This is a genomic window from Actinomadura soli, from assembly GCF_005889715.1.
Taxonomy (GTDB): domain Bacteria; phylum Actinomycetota; class Actinomycetes; order Streptosporangiales; family Streptosporangiaceae; genus Spirillospora; species Spirillospora soli.
The window spans coordinates 26,155-40,238 of the sequence record NZ_VCKW01000050.1 but is presented as its reverse complement, the minus strand read 5'-3'; the positions used below and the strand labels follow the sequence as shown (position 1 = coordinate 40,238).

The window sequence follows — 14,084 nt, the reverse complement described above, 5'->3', positions numbered from 1 at the left end:
CTCCTGACCCCTCCCTCCCAGAAAGGCACGAGACCATGAGCAACTCCACCCGCTGGACGATCGTCGCCATCCTCATCGCCGTCAACGTCCTGTCGAACGTGGCCCTGCGGGACGCCTGGATCGAGGTCGTCGTCAGCGCGGCCACCGGGCTGGGCGTCGTCGCGCTGGTGATCGACTACCTGGTCCGCGGCCGCCGCGGGCACTGAGTCGCCGACCGAACCGCACGGGTCGGCCACCCGGGCGGGCCCGACGCCGTTACCATCGACCATTGCCAAGATCCCTGTTGGCAATGGTCTGTACCGGAACGGCGAGAAATGGATGATGTCGAGGTCCGGCGCCTGCCGGGCGAACTGCCGCAGCTGTTCGACCCGTCGCGGGACGGCGACGGGGAGCGGACGCTGTCGGTGCCGCTGCCCGAGGGGGACGTGGTCTGGCCGGACCCCGGGTACCCGCAGCGGCGCCCGCTCCTGCGCCCCGCGTTCTGGCTGAGCGACGAGCCCGTCCACGGCGAGCTGTGGGGCAGGCTCCGCGCGGAGCACGCCCGGTCGGGCCTCTGGCCGCTGCTGATGGACGAGACCGACCAGCCCTGGGCGTCGGGCCAGATCGCCCCCGAGCCGGTGGCGGAGATCGAGAACTACGTCCCGCAGGCGTTCATGTCCGAGGTCTGGTCGGACTGGGCGGAGCTGGCCGCCGACGAGGACCACGACGACCTCGCCCCCTACGGGCGGCACTGCCCCGGCCTGGCCGCGCCGGGCGTCCCGGTCGACGACCCCGACGCCATGGCGGACCGGTACGCCCGCGTGCTCGCCGGTCGCGGCATGTCGCTCGGGCTGGTCGCGGTGGACCGCGGCGCCGACACCCTGACCGCCGCCGGCTGGCAGGGCGCCCTCAACCACAACGAGTGGACGGCGCCGCTCTCCGCCGTGCTGCGCGGCTGGGAGGACCGCTTCGGCGCCCGCGTCGTCGCGCTGGGGTTCAACACGCTGGAGCTCAGCGTCGCCGCGCCGCCGATCACGACGCGGCACGCCGCGCATGTCGCGGCCGAGCACTGGACGTTCTGCCCCGACATCCTCTTCCAGGGCCCGGGCACCCTCGCCGGCTACGCCGAGGAGATCCGCGGAAAGACAAATTGGTCCTTTTGGTGGGATTGACCGCAGTGCACCAAAGCCAAAAAAGCGGTCATCCTACGTAAACGTCCAGGTCATCCAGGGTGGGGCGCGCTCATCCGCGGGTTACGGTTGGGCGGGTGAGCACCGGGCGGCGCGACCGGGACGGACGCCCTGAGCGACCCGCGCGGACGGATCCCGCGCCGCCGGGGGCACGGATGGGAGCGCCGCACATGACCGACGGCTCGGACGACACGAGCATCACGGAGCTGCTGGGCTCCTGGCGGGAGCCGGTGCTGGACCGGTGGATCGAGCTGGTCGGCGAGAGCGTCCGCGGCCGGATCACCGAGCGCGAGCTCCGCTCGGAGCTGACCGAGCTCTACGGGCTGGTGGAGCGCGCCCTCGCCGGCGACGACACCGCCGCCGGCGAGCTGCGGGCGACGCTGGCGGAGATCTCCCGCGGCCGGGCCCGGCAGGGGTTCAGCGCGACCGAGACCGCGGTCGGCGTGTTCGCGCTGAAGCAGTCGCTGTACGAGCAGGTCAGGAAGACCCGGGGCCAGCGCGCCTACAGCGAGCTCATCGACTTCTCATCCTACGTCGACGAGCTGGGGCTGGCGACGTTCGAGACCTACGCCTCGGCCCGCGAGCAGGTCATCGCGGACCAGGCCGAGCAGCTCCTCGAACTGTCGACGCCCGTGGTGAAGGTGTGGGACGGCGTCCTCGGCGTCCCGCTGGTCGGCACGCTGGACTCGGCCCGCACGCAGGTCGTCATGGAGACGCTGCTGCAGACGCTGGTCGACACCCGCTCCCGGTTCGCGGTGATCGACATCACCGGCGTGGCCGCCGTGGACACCGAGGTCGCCCAGCATCTGATGAGGACGGTGATGGCGGCCCGGCTGATGGGCACGCACTGCGTGATCTCGGGGATCCGGCCGCAGATCGCGCAGACGATCGTGACGCTCGGCATCGAGTTCGGCGACATCGTGACCAAGTCGAGCCTGGCCGACGCGCTCGCGTACGTCCTCGAACGCAGCGGCCTGTGCGTGGTCCCCAGCACGGCCTCTTGCGGGGGGACGACCCAGCACGCCCCCCGGAACGGCCTGGAGGCGTGATGGAGCACGTGCCGATTCTCAAGATCGGGGACGTCCTGCTGGTGTCGATCCAGGTCGATCTGCAGGACCAGACCGTGCTGGCGCTGCAGGAGGACCTCGCCGACCGGATCGTCGCCGCGGGCGCGCACGGCGTGATCATCGACATCACCGCGGTGGACATCGTCGACTCCTTCATCGGCCGCATGTTCGCCACCATCGCCGCCATGTCGCGGCTGATGGACGCCGAGACGGTGGTCGTCGGGATGCGCCCGGCCGTGGCGATCACCCTGGTCGAGCTGGGGCTGTCGCTGGGCGGCGTCCGCACCGCGCTGGACCTGGAGGAAGGCATGCGGCTGCTCGGCGCCGGGGCGGCGGCCGCCGTGGCGGGCGCCCCATGACGACGCCGCCCGGCGACGGAAGGTCCGGCGGCGGGACGCCCGGGGAGGAGGTGCCCATCGCGTCGAACGACGACGTGGTCCGCGTCCGGCAGCTCGTGCGGACCGCCGCGGCGGCTGCCGGGCTGTCCCTCGTCGACCAGACCAAGATCGTCACCGCGGCCAGCGAGCTGGCGCGCAACACCTACGCGCACGGCGGGGGCGGCACGATGCGGGTGGAGCAGGCCGCCGGCGAGCGCGGCCGCCGGGGCGTGCGCGTCGTCTTCACCGACGCGGGACCGGGCATCGCGGACGTGGAGCGCGCGCTCGGCGAGGGCTGGACGAGCGGGGCCGGTCTCGGCCTCGGCCTGTCCGGGGCGCGCAGGCTGAGCGACGAGTTCGACCTGCGGAGCGAGCCGGGAAAGGGCACCACGGTGACGGTGGCCAAATGGGGCCGCTGAGCACCGGGTGGACGACGAGCCCGCACGCCGGCGAATCGCTGCGGGTGCGGGTGGAGGAGCAGAGCGCCGCGGCGGGCGTGCGGCGGCGGATCACCGCGCTCGCCGAGCGGCTCGGGTTCGGCGGGGAGCGCCTCGGCCAGATCCAGCTCGCGGCGACCGAGGCGGCCACGAACCTGGCCAAGCACGCCACGCAGGGCGAGATGCTGCTGCGCATCGTGCGGGACGGCGGCGCCGCCGCGCTGGAGTTCGTCTGCGTCGACCACGGGCCCGGCATCGCCGACGTGCCCGTCTCCCGGACGGACGGCTACTCGACCAGCGGCACGCTCGGCCTCGGGCTCGGCTCGATCGAGCGGCTGGCCGACCACAGCGGCGTGTATTCCCGTCCCCGGATCGGCACCGTCCTGTACGCGCGGTTCCAGCCGCCCGCCGACGTGCCGCCCGCGCCGCCGGCGGCCGCGGCGATGCCGCCGATCGCGGGGCTGACCGTGACGCTCGACGGCGAGGAGGAGTGCGGCGACGCCTACACGGCCCGGCTGGTGGACGGCGCCGTCTACGCGATGCTCTGCGACGGCCTGGGGCACGGCCCGCTGGCGGCCCGGGCGGCGCGGGCCGCGGTCCGGGCCACGCACGAGGTCGCGTCGCCGTCGCGTCCGGCGGACGTCCTGCGCTGCGTGCACCGGCGGATGGCGTCCACCCGCGGCGGGGCCGTCGCGGTCGCCGCGATCGAGCCGGCGGCCGGGCGGGTGCGGTTCGCCGGGGTCGGGAACGTGGCCGCGTGGATCGTCGGGCCGGAGCGCCGGCAGGGCATGATCTCCGTGCCCGGGATCGCCGGCGCGCACGCCGAGCGGATCCGCGAGCACGCCTACGCCCTGCCGCGGGGCGCGGTGGTGGTGCTGCATTCGGACGGCCTGACCGGCCGCTGGCGGCTCACCGACCAGCCGGGCCTGCTCGGCCGCGACCCGCTGCTGATCGCGGCGACCGTCCTGCGCGACGCGGGCTCCCGCCACGACGACCGCTCCGTGCTCGCCGTCACGACCTCCGGGTGGGGGTGACCGCATGGGCGAGGACGCGTCCGGCGAGCTGCTCCGGATCGAGATCACCGACGAGGCGGGCGTGTTCGCCGTCCGGCAGCTGGGCCGGCGGGTCGCCGCCGAGGTGGGCCTGCCCTACCAGGACCAGGTCCGCGTCGCCACCGCGCTCAGCGAGGCCGGACGGGAGCTGTACGCCTGCGCGGGCCGGGTGAGGGTCGCGTTCGCCCTCGACCGCGGGCACCCGGCCGCCCTGACGATCAAGCTGGATCTGGTGCCCCGGACCAGCATGGAGGGGGCGGCGGAGTGCGAGGCCGCGATCTCGCGGCTGCTGAGCCGGGTCGAGCACGAGAGCGGGGACGACGGCGTCCACGTCCGGCTCCGCAAGGACCTGCCCGCGGGCGCGAGGCCGCCCGGCGACGCGGACCTGCGCGACCGGCTCGGCCGCCTCAGGCCCGTCCCCGCGCTGGAGGACCTGCGGACGCAGAACGCCGATCTGATGGCGGCGCTGTCGGACCTCCAGCGGCAGCGGGAGGAGCTGCGGTCCCTCAACACCGAGCTGGAGGCGACGAACGAGGGCGTGATGGCGCTCTACAACGAGATCTCCGGGGAGCTGGAGGAGACCAACCGCGGCGTCGTGGCGCTGTACGCGGAGCTGGAGGAGAAGTCCGACCAGCTGCAGGAGCTGGGCGAGGCCAAGAACCGGTTCTGGGCCACCGTCAGCCACGAGCTGCGCACCCCGATGAACAGCGTCATCGGGCTCGTCCGGCTGCTGCTGGACCCCGCCGCCGAACCGCTCACCGCCGAGCAGCGCCAGCAGATCACCCTGATCGGCGACACCGGCGAGACCATGCTGGCGCTGGTGAACGACCTGCTGGACATCGCCAAGGCCGAGCGCGGAGGGCTGGAGCCGCGCCGTGCGCCGGTGCGGGTCCCGGCGCTGCTGGACGAGCTGTCCGAGCTGCTGCGCCCGATGGCGGAGCAGGCCGGGCTGACGCTCACCGTGGACGCGGCCGCCGCGCCGCCCGTCGTCGTCACCGACGCGGAGATGCTCACCCGCATCCTGCGGAACCTGGTGGGCAACGGCCTGAAGTTCACCGCGCAGGGCGGTGTGCGGGTCTCGGCCCGGGCGGTGCCGGGGCACATCGAGTTCGTCGTGTCCGACACCGGCCCGGGCATCGCGCCCGCCGACCAGGCACGGCTCTTCGAGGAGTTCTTCCGCGTGCCCGGCAGCGACGCGGGCGGGACGGGCCTCGGCCTCCCCTACGCCCGCCGCCTCGCCCGGGCGCTCGGCGGAGACCTGTCCGTGGACAGCGCCGTCGGCGAGGGCACGGCGGTGACGCTGCGGCTGCCGCCGTCCGCGCGCCTGGACGACCTCGGCCTCGGCCACGTGCTGATCGCGGACGACGACGGCACGACCCGCCGCGTCCTGCGGGGGCTGGTGGAGGACGCAGCAGGCCGGGTCACCGAGACCGCCGACGGCCGCGCCGCGCTGGAGTCCGCCGCCGCCGACCCGCCCGACCTCGTCCTGCTGGACCTGCGGATGCCGGGCCTGGACGGGTACGAGGTCCTCGCCCGGCTGCCGGCGGACGTGCCGGTGGTGCTGGTGACCTCGTCGGACGTGACCACCCAGGGGCCCGGCGAGGGCGGCGACCCGCGGCTCGGGCGCGCGGGCGCGGTGCTCGGCAAGGACCAGATCGGCCCGGAGACGCTCGCCGAGGCGGTCCGCACGGCCCGCCAGGCCGCGCCCACGAAGGACACCGCGGCGGACGACGCGGGGGACGGGGGGTGACGGCCGTGGCGACGACGCTGGTGGTCGACGACAACGACACCAAGCGGTACATCATCGGCAGCTGGCTGCGGCGCGCGGGCCACACCGTGGTGGAGGCCGCGTCGGCGGCGGAGACCTGGAACAGGCTCGTCGAGCACACCGTCGACCTGGTGGTCCTGGACGTGCGGCTGCCGGACATGAGCGGGATCGAGGTCTGCGAGCGGATCAAGGCCGCGCCGGACACCAGGTCGCTGCCGGTCATCCACATCTCGGCGCAGGCGGTGAACGTCGCCGACCGCACCGCGGGCCTGCGCCGCGGCGCCGACGCCTACATGACCGACCCGATCGACCCCGGCGAGTTCCTCGCCACGGTCGAGGCGGTGCTGCGCTACTACCAGGCCCGCCGCCGCGCCGAGCGGATGGCCGCCCGCATGGCCGAGCTCACCCGCACCTCCCTGGCGATCAACGCGGCCGCGTCCTTCGACGACCTGGCGGCGGTCGCCGCCCGCGGCGCGTTCACGATCTTCGGGACGCCGGCCACGGTGTTCGTGCTGCCGCCGGACGGCCGGGTGCGGCGGACCGTCGAGCTCGGCATCGGGCCGTGGCGCCGCGACTGCCCGCCCGACGTGCCCGCGCGGATGGCCGAGCTGGCCAGGCTGGGCGGCGACACCGGCACCGAGGTCACGCGGGTGCCGCTCGGCGACTGGCTCGACCTGCTGCCCGACAGCGTCGCGGAAAGCGACGTGACGCTGGTGGTCTCGCGGTTCAAGCACGGCCGTCCGCCCATCGGCATCGCGCTCGCGGGCCGCGCCGCCCGGACGGAGGACGACGTCAACCTGCTGCGGCAGCTCGGGCAGGCGGTGGCGCTCGCGCTGGAGGCGCTGCGGACCTACACGGAGGAGCACAACACCTCGCTCACCCTCCAGCACAGCCTGCTGCCCGCGTCGCTGCCGTCCCTGCCGGGCTGGTCGCTGGCCGTCCGCTACGAGCCCGCCAGCGACCAGGCCGAGGTCGGCGGCGACTTCTACGAGGTCCTCGACCGCGGCGACCGGGTGCTGGTGGCCATCGGGGACGTGCAGGGGCACTCGCTGCACGCCGCGACCGTCATGGCGGAGATCCGGCACGCGCTGCGGGCCTTCGCCGCCGAGGGCCACGACTCCGTCACGATCCTGCGGCTGCTGAACGACGTGCTGGAGCGCTACCACTACGACCAGACGGCCACCATGTGCCTGATGACGCTCGATCCGCTGAGCGGCGCCGCGCACATCGCCAGCGCCGGTCACCTCCCGCCGCTGCACGTCTCCGGCGGCGACGCCCGCTACGGCGAGGGCGGCGGCGTGCTCCTCGGCTTCCCGCGGGAGGCGCGGGACCCGAGCGGGGTGGCGGTCGAGAAGACGGAGGTGCCGCCCGGCGGCACCGTCGTGCTCCTCACCGACGGGCTGATCGAGGACCGCGGCATCCCGCTGGCCGACAACCTGGAGCGGCTGCGGCTCCTCGCGGCAGGCGTGGACGACGAGGTCGAACGGTTCGGCGACCGCGTCATCGCCGAGTTCGGCCCCCGCCAGGACGACGTCGCCCTCGTCGTCCTGCGCCGCGACGGGCGCTGATGCCGGGACCCGCCGCGCTCGCTTACGATGCGGCGAGGACCGCACACGGGATCGGCCGGGATCGGGGTCGGGATGCGACGGCGCGCAAGGGCGCTCTCCGCGGGCATCGCGGCGGGCATCGTGTGCACGCTGGCCGCCGGCATCGTCCTGGTCGTGTCCTGGCAGCCGGGCGAAAAGCCGGCCCGCGCCGACGACCTGGTGTCGGTGGACCGGGCCTCCGCGCCGCGGGCCCCGGCGGTCGCGCCGCTGACCCGCCGGTACACCCCGCACCTGCTGGTCGCCGGGACGTCGTCGCTGCCGCCCGGGACCGTCGAGCGCGCGAAGGGCCTCAAGGGCGTCGCCGGGATCACGGTCGTGGACGCGGCCCGGGCCAAGGTCGGCGGGCGCCGCCTGGGGCTGCTCGGCGTGGACCCGTCGCGGTTCCGGGCGTTCGCGCCGGAGCCGACGGCCGAGTCCGACCAGCTGTGGCAGACGATCGCGTCCGGCGGCCTGGCCGTCTCGTTCGAGGAGGGCCGCGGCGGTGCGCTCCAGCTCGGCGCGGTCGTCGAGGCGGGACGCAGCTCCAGCCCGGGACGGGTCCGCGTCGGCGCGTACGCGTCCATGGGCATCGGCGACATCGACGCGGTCGTGTCCCGCGGCCAGGCCCGCGCGCTCGGCATGCCGGACGGCAACGGCCTGATCATCAGCGCGCCGAAGGCCGACCCGGCGAAGCTCGCGGCGCGGCTGAGGAAGATCCTCCCGCGTGGGACGAGGGTCGCGACGCTCGCCGCGGGGCGGACGCGCCCGTCCTCGACGGCGAAGGGCGGCGGCCCGCGGCTCACCGGCCGCCCGGACGGCGTGCCCGGCGCCGCGTCCCCGATCACCGGCAACATGATGACGGCCACGATGCGGACGGCGCTGCTGGAGATCGCCGGGATGTTCGGCCCGTTCCCGGCGATCGGATGCCACCGCTCCACCGGCGACCCGCAGGACCACGCCGCCGGACGGGCCTGCGACTTCATGGAGAGCACCGGCGGCCGCGTGCCGAGCCCGGGCGCACAGCGCCACGGCGACCAGGTCGCGGCGTACGCCGTCGCCCACGCGCGGCGTCTCGGGATCTCCTACGTGATCTGGAGGCAGCGGATCTGGAACGCGCGCGGCGGCGGCTGGCGCCCGATGGAGGACCGCGGCAGCATCACGCAGAACCACTACGACCACGTGCACATCTCGGTGCTGCGCTAGCCGCCGGCGGAGAGTGGGCCGGGCCGGTCAGCTGAGCAGCGCGTTGATCGCCTGCTCGATCAGCATCTCGATGGCGAACCGGACGATCTCCTTGAAGATCGGGATCTCCGCCAGCGACGCCCCGAACGTCACGACGGCGGTCGCGATCGCCTGCGCGATCGCGATGGCCAGCATGATCAGCTGGATGATCACATTGATCTTCAACGCCAGCACGATGCCCGCGCACAGGAAGAACGCCGCGCCGACGAGCATCGCCCCCTGCGCGGCGTCCTCAAGGACCGACTTCGGGGAGTCCTCCTCGCCCCACGACTTGCGGAACGCCTCGATGTCGTCGCCCTTGTTCGACGACAGCGCCTGCTGGGCGGCGCCCTCGGCGTCGCCGACCACGCCCTGGACCTTCCCGGAGAAGTCCATCCAGGTCGAGCCGAGCTCGAACAGCTTCGTCTCGTCGGCCTCCGGCCAGGTGTAGCCGAGCATGCCCAGCAGCGAGATCAGCTCACCCGGAAGCTGCAGTCCCATATCACCCCACCGGCCGGTTCATCGCCGCGGCTCGTCACTTGCCGCCGCGGACCTTGGCAATGGCATCGTTGAAGCTCTGGCTGATCATCGTCATCTGGCGCAGGCTCTCGTTCTGGAGCCCCTCGATCTGCTCGCTCAGCCGCGCGGTGTCGATGGCCTGCCCGGCCGCCGCCGCACCGGCGTTGCGCCGCAGGTCGTCGAGGGCGGCGTTCGCGGCGGTCACCAGGTGCTCGCCGAGCTCCTCCGCCGACAGCCGCAGGGCGCGCGGGTTGAGCTCGACCTTCGTCAGCCGCCCGCCCGACGCCGCGGTGACCTTGACCCTGCCCTCCGCCGCCTCGCCGACGCCCTCCACGGTCTCGCCGGTCTCGCCGGTCTCGCCGGTCTGGCCGTCCGCGGGACGCTCGGGCGCGCCGCCCTTCCGCATCGCGTCGAGCGTCTTGCGGGCCTGGGTCAGCATGCGGTCGAGGTCGTTGCTCGCAGAGTCCACGAAACCGCACCTTTCTTGATCAAGCGGTCGGACAAGATCCTAACCACCGCGGGCACCGGATGCGACCGGCCCTCTCGCCGGCCGGTACCCGCCGGTCAGACCTCCTGGACGCCGTTCAGCGCGGCCGAGATCGAGCTGACCTCGCCGACCATCTTCTGCTCGGCCTTCTCGTGGTTGTCGGCCAGCGCGGTCAGTTTCTCGCCGTAGCCGGACAGATCCTCGGCGGCTCCGGTGAACGACTCGTCCGCCTGGCCCTCAATGGCCTTGTACGACTCACCGATCAGCATGCCGATGTCGTCGGCGCCCCACGGCTCCCCCATACCCTGGACGGTCGACTTCAGATTCGACCATTCCTGGTCGAGCTGGTCCCCCGCCTCCGCCAGGCCCTTCGCCGCACTGCGCAGAGTATCCGGCTGGACCTCATAACCATTTACGGTCATTCCAACTCCGTTGTCCAGCAAGGCCGTTCACTGCTCGCGGACAAGCCTACCGCGACCGTTCACGAGCCCGATATGTGCAGCTTGTACGGGGATTCTCTCCCGGACGATTCCGCCGTCCCGGGTGATCGCGGCCGGTCAGGGCCTCGGCAGTTCCTGCTCGCACCACACGACCTTGCCGTCGGCGGTGCGCCGTACGCCCCAGCGCTGCGCGAGCCGTCCGACGACGTGCAGGCCCCGGCCCGACTCGATCATGTCGCTGTCGTCCTCGCGGTGGCGGACGCGGGGGCGCCCGTCGGAGGAGTCGAAGACCTCGCAGACCAGGCCGCCCTCCCGCACCAGCCGCAGCCTGATCCGCCCGCCCGCGTGCCGGATCGCGTTCGTGACCAGCTCGGACGCCAGCAGCATCGTGGAGTGGGCGAGGTCGTCCAGGTCCCAGCGGGCGAGCCGGTCGCGGATGAGGCCGCGCGCCCGGCGGACGGCGGCGGGCTCGGCGGGCAGCTCCCAGGTGGCGTGGCGGTCGGCCGGGATGCGCGCCAGCCGGGCGATGAGCATGGCGATGTCGTCACGGTGCTGGTCGTCGTAGATGCCGTCGAGGGCCGCCTGGCACAGCTCTTCCAGCGGCCGGGCGGCGGCGCCCCCGGCGAACGTGGCGCGCAGGCGGGCGAGGCCGTCGTCGATGTCGCGGGCCCGGTTCTCGACCAGGCCGTCGGTGTAGAGGAACAGCAGCGTCCCGTCCTCGACGGTGAACTCGCGGCTGACGATCGGGCCGTCGCCGCCGACGCCGAGCGGCGGCGCGGGCGGCACCGGCAGGTACTCGGGCTCGGCGCCGGGCGGGACGAGCAGCGGCGGCAGGTGCCCGGCGCTGGCGACCTCGCAGCGACCGCTGACCGCGTCGTAGACGACGTAGGCGCAGGTGGCGAAGTGCGGCTCGCGTTCGCCGAGCGTCCGCATCAGCGAGTCGAGGCGCTCCAGTGCCTCGGCGGGCGGCAGTTCGAGCCCGGCGAGGGTGTGGATGGCGGTGCGGAGCCGTCCCATCGTGACGGCGGCCTTCACGCCGTGCCCGGCCACGTCCCCGACGACGAGCGCGACCCGCCCGCCGGGCAGCGCGATCGACTCGTACCAGTCGCCGCCGACCTCGATCAGGCGGCTGCCCGGCAGGTAGCGGTGGTGGACCTCGACGGGCGACGGCGCCGACAGCCCGGTCGGCAGCAGGCTGCGCTGGAGGGTGAGCGCGGTGGCGCGTTCCCGCGAGTACTGGCGGGCGCTCTCGATGAAGATGGACGCCCGGTTGGCGAACTCCATCCCGATCTCGACGTCGTAGGCGTCGAACGGGCGGTGCGCGACGGTCCGGGTGCAGACGAAGAACCCGAGGATGCCCGCCGCCGACGCGATCGGCAGCAGCAGCATCGACGCGCCCTTCAGCAGTTCCCCGACCGGCGGGCGGCGCCACGCGGCGGCGATCTCGGCCGCGCCCTCGCCGCCGAGGGAGCGCAGCACCGGCTCGCCCGACGCGAGGCACTGCGTGTACGGGGTGCCGTGCGGGTAGACGAGGGACTCGCCGGTGGGGAACGTCGCGTCCCAGGCGGGGTCGTCGTCGTCGAAGCCGATGGCCATCCGGCGCATCTGCGGGCCGTCCGGGCCGTCTGGCTGCTCGTCGGCGTCCAGGTGGCTCTCCAGCAGGAGCAGGCCGCCGGAGTTGCAGAAATGCGGGACGAGCACGTCCATCAGGCCGCGCGCGAGCATCTCGAGGTCGAGCGTGGAGCCGATCCGCGGGAGCGCGTCGTCCAGCAGGGCCCGGCGGATGACGGCCGGGTCGACGAACCGGTCGGCGAGCGGCACCGGCACCTTGATCACGGCGAGCGCGGCGATGTCGGGCGCGACGCGGACGGGCGCGTCGCCGTCGGCCGGGTCACCGCCGGGGGCGCCGCCGTTCATGGGGTGGACGGTCACGACCGCGTCGAGCGTCCCGCCGCCCGGGGTGTCCATGGCGAGCATGGCGGTGCGCTCGCGGCCGGCCTTCAGCGCCTCGAGCAACGGCTTCCGCGCGCCGGCGATCACCTCGTCCAGATGGGCTCCGAGCAGGCATTTCCCGTCGGGAGACGCCCCGTCCGGAGACAGCACGGCCGCGGCGTTGCGGTCGAACTGGAGTATTCGACCCGACGAATCCATGCCGAGAATAAGAATTCGGGTGGACGACTCCATCGCTCGATTATGGGACATGGCGAGGTCGCGTGCGGTCGATACGGGACGGTAGGCGTCTCCCGGAGTTGTGGTGCCCGCGGTGCCTCAGGGGCGCGGGTGGCGTTCGTCCAGGTATTCCTGCCAGGTCCGGCGCCCGACGGCGTGGGCGGGCGCCAGGTGGTGGCCCTCCCGGAATCCGCGTCCCGCCTTTCCTGGCAGCGGCACCGGCACGCGGATGGGCCGCCGCAGGCCGCGGGCCTTCAGGTAGGCCCGCGCCATCTCCTCGAACGTGAGCACCTCCGGCCCGCCCATGTCGTCGACGCGCTGCGCCGGACCGGGGGCGAGGGCCAGCTCGGCGAGCCGCTCCGCGACCTCACCGACGTCGATCGGCTGGTCGCGCAGGCCCTTCGGCAGCGCGATGACGCCGGGGACCTTGGTGAGGGCGTTCAGCACCATCTCGGGCAGCGTGTGGAACTGCGTGGTCCGCAGGATCGTGTACGGGAGCCCGGACCCCTCGATGAGCTTCTCCACGGCGTGCTTCGTCCGGTAGTAGCCGTAGGGGATCTTGTCCACGCCGACGATCGAGATGTAGACCAGGTGCGGGGCGCCCTGCCGCCGGGCCGCCTCGACCAGCCGGCGCGCGGCGGGCAGGTCGCGCTTCGCGCGGAGCGGCTCGCTGGCGCAGTGCACGATCGTCCCGGCGCCGGCGACGGCCGCGTCGATGCCCTCGCCGGTCCAGAGGTCTCCCTTGTGCCAGGTCACGCCCTCCTCCGGCGGTCTGGCGCGGCGGCTGAGCGCGTGCACGTCCGCGTCCGTCCCGGCCAGCAGCCCGGTCAGCGGGCGCCCGAGCGTGCCGCTCGCCCCGGTCACGAGGATCATGCTCGCTCCCTTCCCTCCCCGGGGCCCTTTCCCCGCCCGGGCCGCCCCTCACCTTTCAGGACTTCCCGAAGACCTGCGGGGGCGGGACGGGCGCGACGATCTCCTCGCCGTCGCGCAGCGGCGCGGAGCCGGCGCAGAACGCGGCGAGGTCGCCGCCGTTCAGCAGCCGGGCCCGGACGGCGCCGCCCGCCGCGCGGCGGGTCAGCTCGTCCACCGGGAGCGGTGTGCGCGACCCGGCCACGATGAGGTTGCCGAAGCGCCGGCCGCGCAGCACGCCCGGGTCGCCCATCAGCAGCGTGTGCCGGAACACCGACCGGACGGTGGCGGCGACCCGGCGGGCGAACGGCAGCCGGAACCCGTCCGCGACGTTGGCCATGTACACGCCGCCGGGCCGCAGCACCCGGGCCACGTCCAGGACGAACTCGCGGGTCGCGAGCTCGGGCGGCATCGACGCCTCGGCGAACGCGTCCATCACGACGAGGTCGTCGGCCTCGTCGGCGAGCGCGGCGACGCCGGTGCGGCCGTCGGTGATCCGGATCCGCAGGCCGGGGACGCCCTTGACGGGCAGCTGCTCCCGGACGAGCCCCACCAGTCCCGCGTCCGGTTCCAGGACGATCTGCCGGGACCCGGGCCGGGTCGCGGCGATGTAGCGCGGCAGCGTGCATCCGGCGCCGCCGATGTGGACGGCGTCGAACGCCTGCCCGTCCACGCCGAGGCAGTCGACGACGTCGCCCATGAGCCGCATGTACTCGAAGTCGAGGTAGGTGGGGTCGGACAGGTCCACATACGACTGGGGGACGCCGCCGACGAGCAGCATCCAGCCGCCGTCGCGGTCGGCGTCGCGCAGCAGTTCGGCCTCGCCACCGTCGATCGCGTAGAGGTTCGCGCGCGGACCGTGCCTGCCCTTGCGTGCCATGGC

15 protein-coding genes are annotated in these 14,084 nt (G+C 73.9%); 9 read left to right on the top strand and 6 right to left on the bottom strand.

Annotated elements, in window-relative coordinates; all coding sequences use genetic code 11:
• The 9 genes from ETD83_RS42430 to ETD83_RS12525 form a co-directional block, all read left to right on the top strand.
• On the top strand, window positions 1-206 hold a 206-nt coding region (locus ETD83_RS42430; RefSeq protein WP_205717624.1), incomplete at its 5' end, for a hypothetical protein.
• A gap of 108 nt (window positions 207-314) precedes the next feature.
• A complete protein-coding gene (locus ETD83_RS12560) occupies window positions 315-1,151 on the top strand; it encodes a DUF4253 domain-containing protein (protein ID WP_138645274.1) in 837 nt (278 codons plus the stop codon).
• A 188-nt stretch (window positions 1,152-1,339) separates the two neighbouring features.
• A complete protein-coding gene (locus ETD83_RS12555) occupies window positions 1,340-2,218 on the top strand; it encodes an STAS domain-containing protein (protein WP_138645273.1) in 879 nt (292 codons plus the stop codon).
• Window positions 2,218-2,595 carry an STAS domain-containing protein gene (locus ETD83_RS12550; protein ID WP_138645272.1) on the top strand — a complete coding sequence of 126 codons (378 nt, stop codon included), beginning with the start codon at window positions 2,218-2,220 and terminating at the stop codon, window positions 2,593-2,595. Before ETD83_RS12555 ends, ETD83_RS12550 begins: the two co-directional genes overlap by 1 nt.
• Window positions 2,592-3,032: an anti-sigma regulatory factor gene (locus ETD83_RS12545; RefSeq protein ID WP_138645271.1), complete on the top strand. Its 441-nt coding sequence runs from the start codon at window positions 2,592-2,594 to the stop codon at window positions 3,030-3,032. Before ETD83_RS12550 ends, ETD83_RS12545 begins: the two co-directional genes overlap by 4 nt.
• On the top strand, window positions 3,020-4,084 hold the full coding sequence (locus ETD83_RS12540) for an ATP-binding SpoIIE family protein phosphatase (RefSeq protein WP_138645270.1): 1,065 nt from the start codon (window positions 3,020-3,022) through the stop codon (window positions 4,082-4,084). The genes ETD83_RS12545 and ETD83_RS12540 overlap by 13 nt, the downstream gene beginning before the upstream one ends.
• A gap of 4 nt (window positions 4,085-4,088) precedes the next feature.
• Window positions 4,089-5,852 carry an ATP-binding protein gene (locus ETD83_RS12535; protein WP_138645269.1) on the top strand — a complete coding sequence of 588 codons (1,764 nt, stop codon included), beginning with the start codon at window positions 4,089-4,091 and terminating at the stop codon, window positions 5,850-5,852.
• 5 nt (window positions 5,853-5,857) lie between these two features.
• On the top strand, window positions 5,858-7,438 hold the full coding sequence (locus tag ETD83_RS12530) for a fused response regulator/phosphatase (protein WP_230420856.1): 1,581 nt from the start codon (window positions 5,858-5,860) through the stop codon (window positions 7,436-7,438).
• A gap of 72 nt (window positions 7,439-7,510) precedes the next feature.
• Window positions 7,511-8,659: a hypothetical protein gene (locus ETD83_RS12525; RefSeq protein ID WP_230420855.1), complete on the top strand. Its 1,149-nt coding sequence runs from the start codon at window positions 7,511-7,513 to the stop codon at window positions 8,657-8,659.
• 27 nt (window positions 8,660-8,686) lie between these two features.
• Here the strand turns inward: ETD83_RS12525 and ETD83_RS12520 are convergent, their stop codons facing one another.
• From ETD83_RS12520 to ETD83_RS12495, 6 genes are all read right to left on the bottom strand, one after another.
• On the bottom strand, window positions 8,687-9,178 hold the full coding sequence (locus ETD83_RS12520; RefSeq protein WP_138645266.1) for a WXG100-like domain-containing protein: 492 nt from the start codon (window positions 9,176-9,178) through the stop codon (window positions 8,687-8,689).
• Between the two features lie 34 nt (window positions 9,179-9,212).
• The gene (locus ETD83_RS12515) at window positions 9,213-9,665 is read right to left on the bottom strand and encodes a YbaB/EbfC family nucleoid-associated protein (RefSeq protein ID WP_230420854.1); all 453 of its coding nucleotides are present in this window, start codon (window positions 9,663-9,665) and stop codon (window positions 9,213-9,215) included.
• Between the two features lie 95 nt (window positions 9,666-9,760).
• On the bottom strand, window positions 9,761-10,105 hold the full coding sequence (locus tag ETD83_RS12510) for a WXG100 family type VII secretion target (RefSeq protein ID WP_138645265.1): 345 nt from the start codon (window positions 10,103-10,105) through the stop codon (window positions 9,761-9,763).
• Between the two features lie 135 nt (window positions 10,106-10,240).
• Window positions 10,241-12,274: an ATP-binding SpoIIE family protein phosphatase gene (locus tag ETD83_RS12505; RefSeq protein WP_138645264.1), complete on the bottom strand. Its 2,034-nt coding sequence runs from the start codon at window positions 12,272-12,274 to the stop codon at window positions 10,241-10,243.
• Between the two features lie 117 nt (window positions 12,275-12,391).
• On the bottom strand, window positions 12,392-13,165 hold the full coding sequence (locus ETD83_RS12500) for an SDR family oxidoreductase (protein ID WP_138645263.1): 774 nt from the start codon (window positions 13,163-13,165) through the stop codon (window positions 12,392-12,394).
• A 55-nt stretch (window positions 13,166-13,220) separates the two neighbouring features.
• The gene (locus tag ETD83_RS12495; protein WP_138645262.1) at window positions 13,221-14,081 is read right to left on the bottom strand and encodes a spermidine synthase; all 861 of its coding nucleotides are present in this window, start codon (window positions 14,079-14,081) and stop codon (window positions 13,221-13,223) included.
• Window positions 14,082-14,084: the final 3 nt, after the last annotated feature.

What these genes read in the sequence shown, in the direction of transcription:
- ETD83_RS12560 (WP_138645274.1), top strand. Translation starts at nt 315, where the DNA reads ATGGATGATGTCGAGGTCCGGCGCCTGCCGGGCGAACTGCCGCAGCTG.
- ETD83_RS12555 (WP_138645273.1), top strand. Translation starts at nt 1,340, where the DNA reads ATGACCGACGGCTCGGACGACACGAGCATCACGGAGCTGCTGGGCTCC.
- ETD83_RS12550 (WP_138645272.1), top strand. Translation starts at nt 2,218, where the DNA reads ATGGAGCACGTGCCGATTCTCAAGATCGGGGACGTCCTGCTGGTGTCG.
- ETD83_RS12545 (WP_138645271.1), top strand. Translation starts at nt 2,592, where the DNA reads ATGACGACGCCGCCCGGCGACGGAAGGTCCGGCGGCGGGACGCCCGGG.
- ETD83_RS12540 (WP_138645270.1), top strand. Translation starts at nt 3,020, where the DNA reads ATGGGGCCGCTGAGCACCGGGTGGACGACGAGCCCGCACGCCGGCGAA.
- ETD83_RS12535 (WP_138645269.1), top strand. Translation starts at nt 4,089, where the DNA reads ATGGGCGAGGACGCGTCCGGCGAGCTGCTCCGGATCGAGATCACCGAC.
- ETD83_RS12525 (WP_230420855.1), top strand. Translation starts at nt 7,511, where the DNA reads ATGCGACGGCGCGCAAGGGCGCTCTCCGCGGGCATCGCGGCGGGCATC.
- ETD83_RS12520 (WP_138645266.1), bottom strand. Translation starts at nt 9,178, where the DNA reads ATGGGACTGCAGCTTCCGGGTGAGCTGATCTCGCTGCTGGGCATGCTC.
- ETD83_RS12510 (WP_138645265.1), bottom strand. Translation starts at nt 10,105, where the DNA reads ATGACCGTAAATGGTTATGAGGTCCAGCCGGATACTCTGCGCAGTGCG.
- ETD83_RS12505 (WP_138645264.1), bottom strand. Translation starts at nt 12,274, where the DNA reads ATGGATTCGTCGGGTCGAATACTCCAGTTCGACCGCAACGCCGCGGCC.
- ETD83_RS12500 (WP_138645263.1), bottom strand. Translation starts at nt 13,165, where the DNA reads ATGATCCTCGTGACCGGGGCGAGCGGCACGCTCGGGCGCCCGCTGACC.
- ETD83_RS12495 (WP_138645262.1), bottom strand. Translation starts at nt 14,081, where the DNA reads ATGGCACGCAAGGGCAGGCACGGTCCGCGCGCGAACCTCTACGCGATC.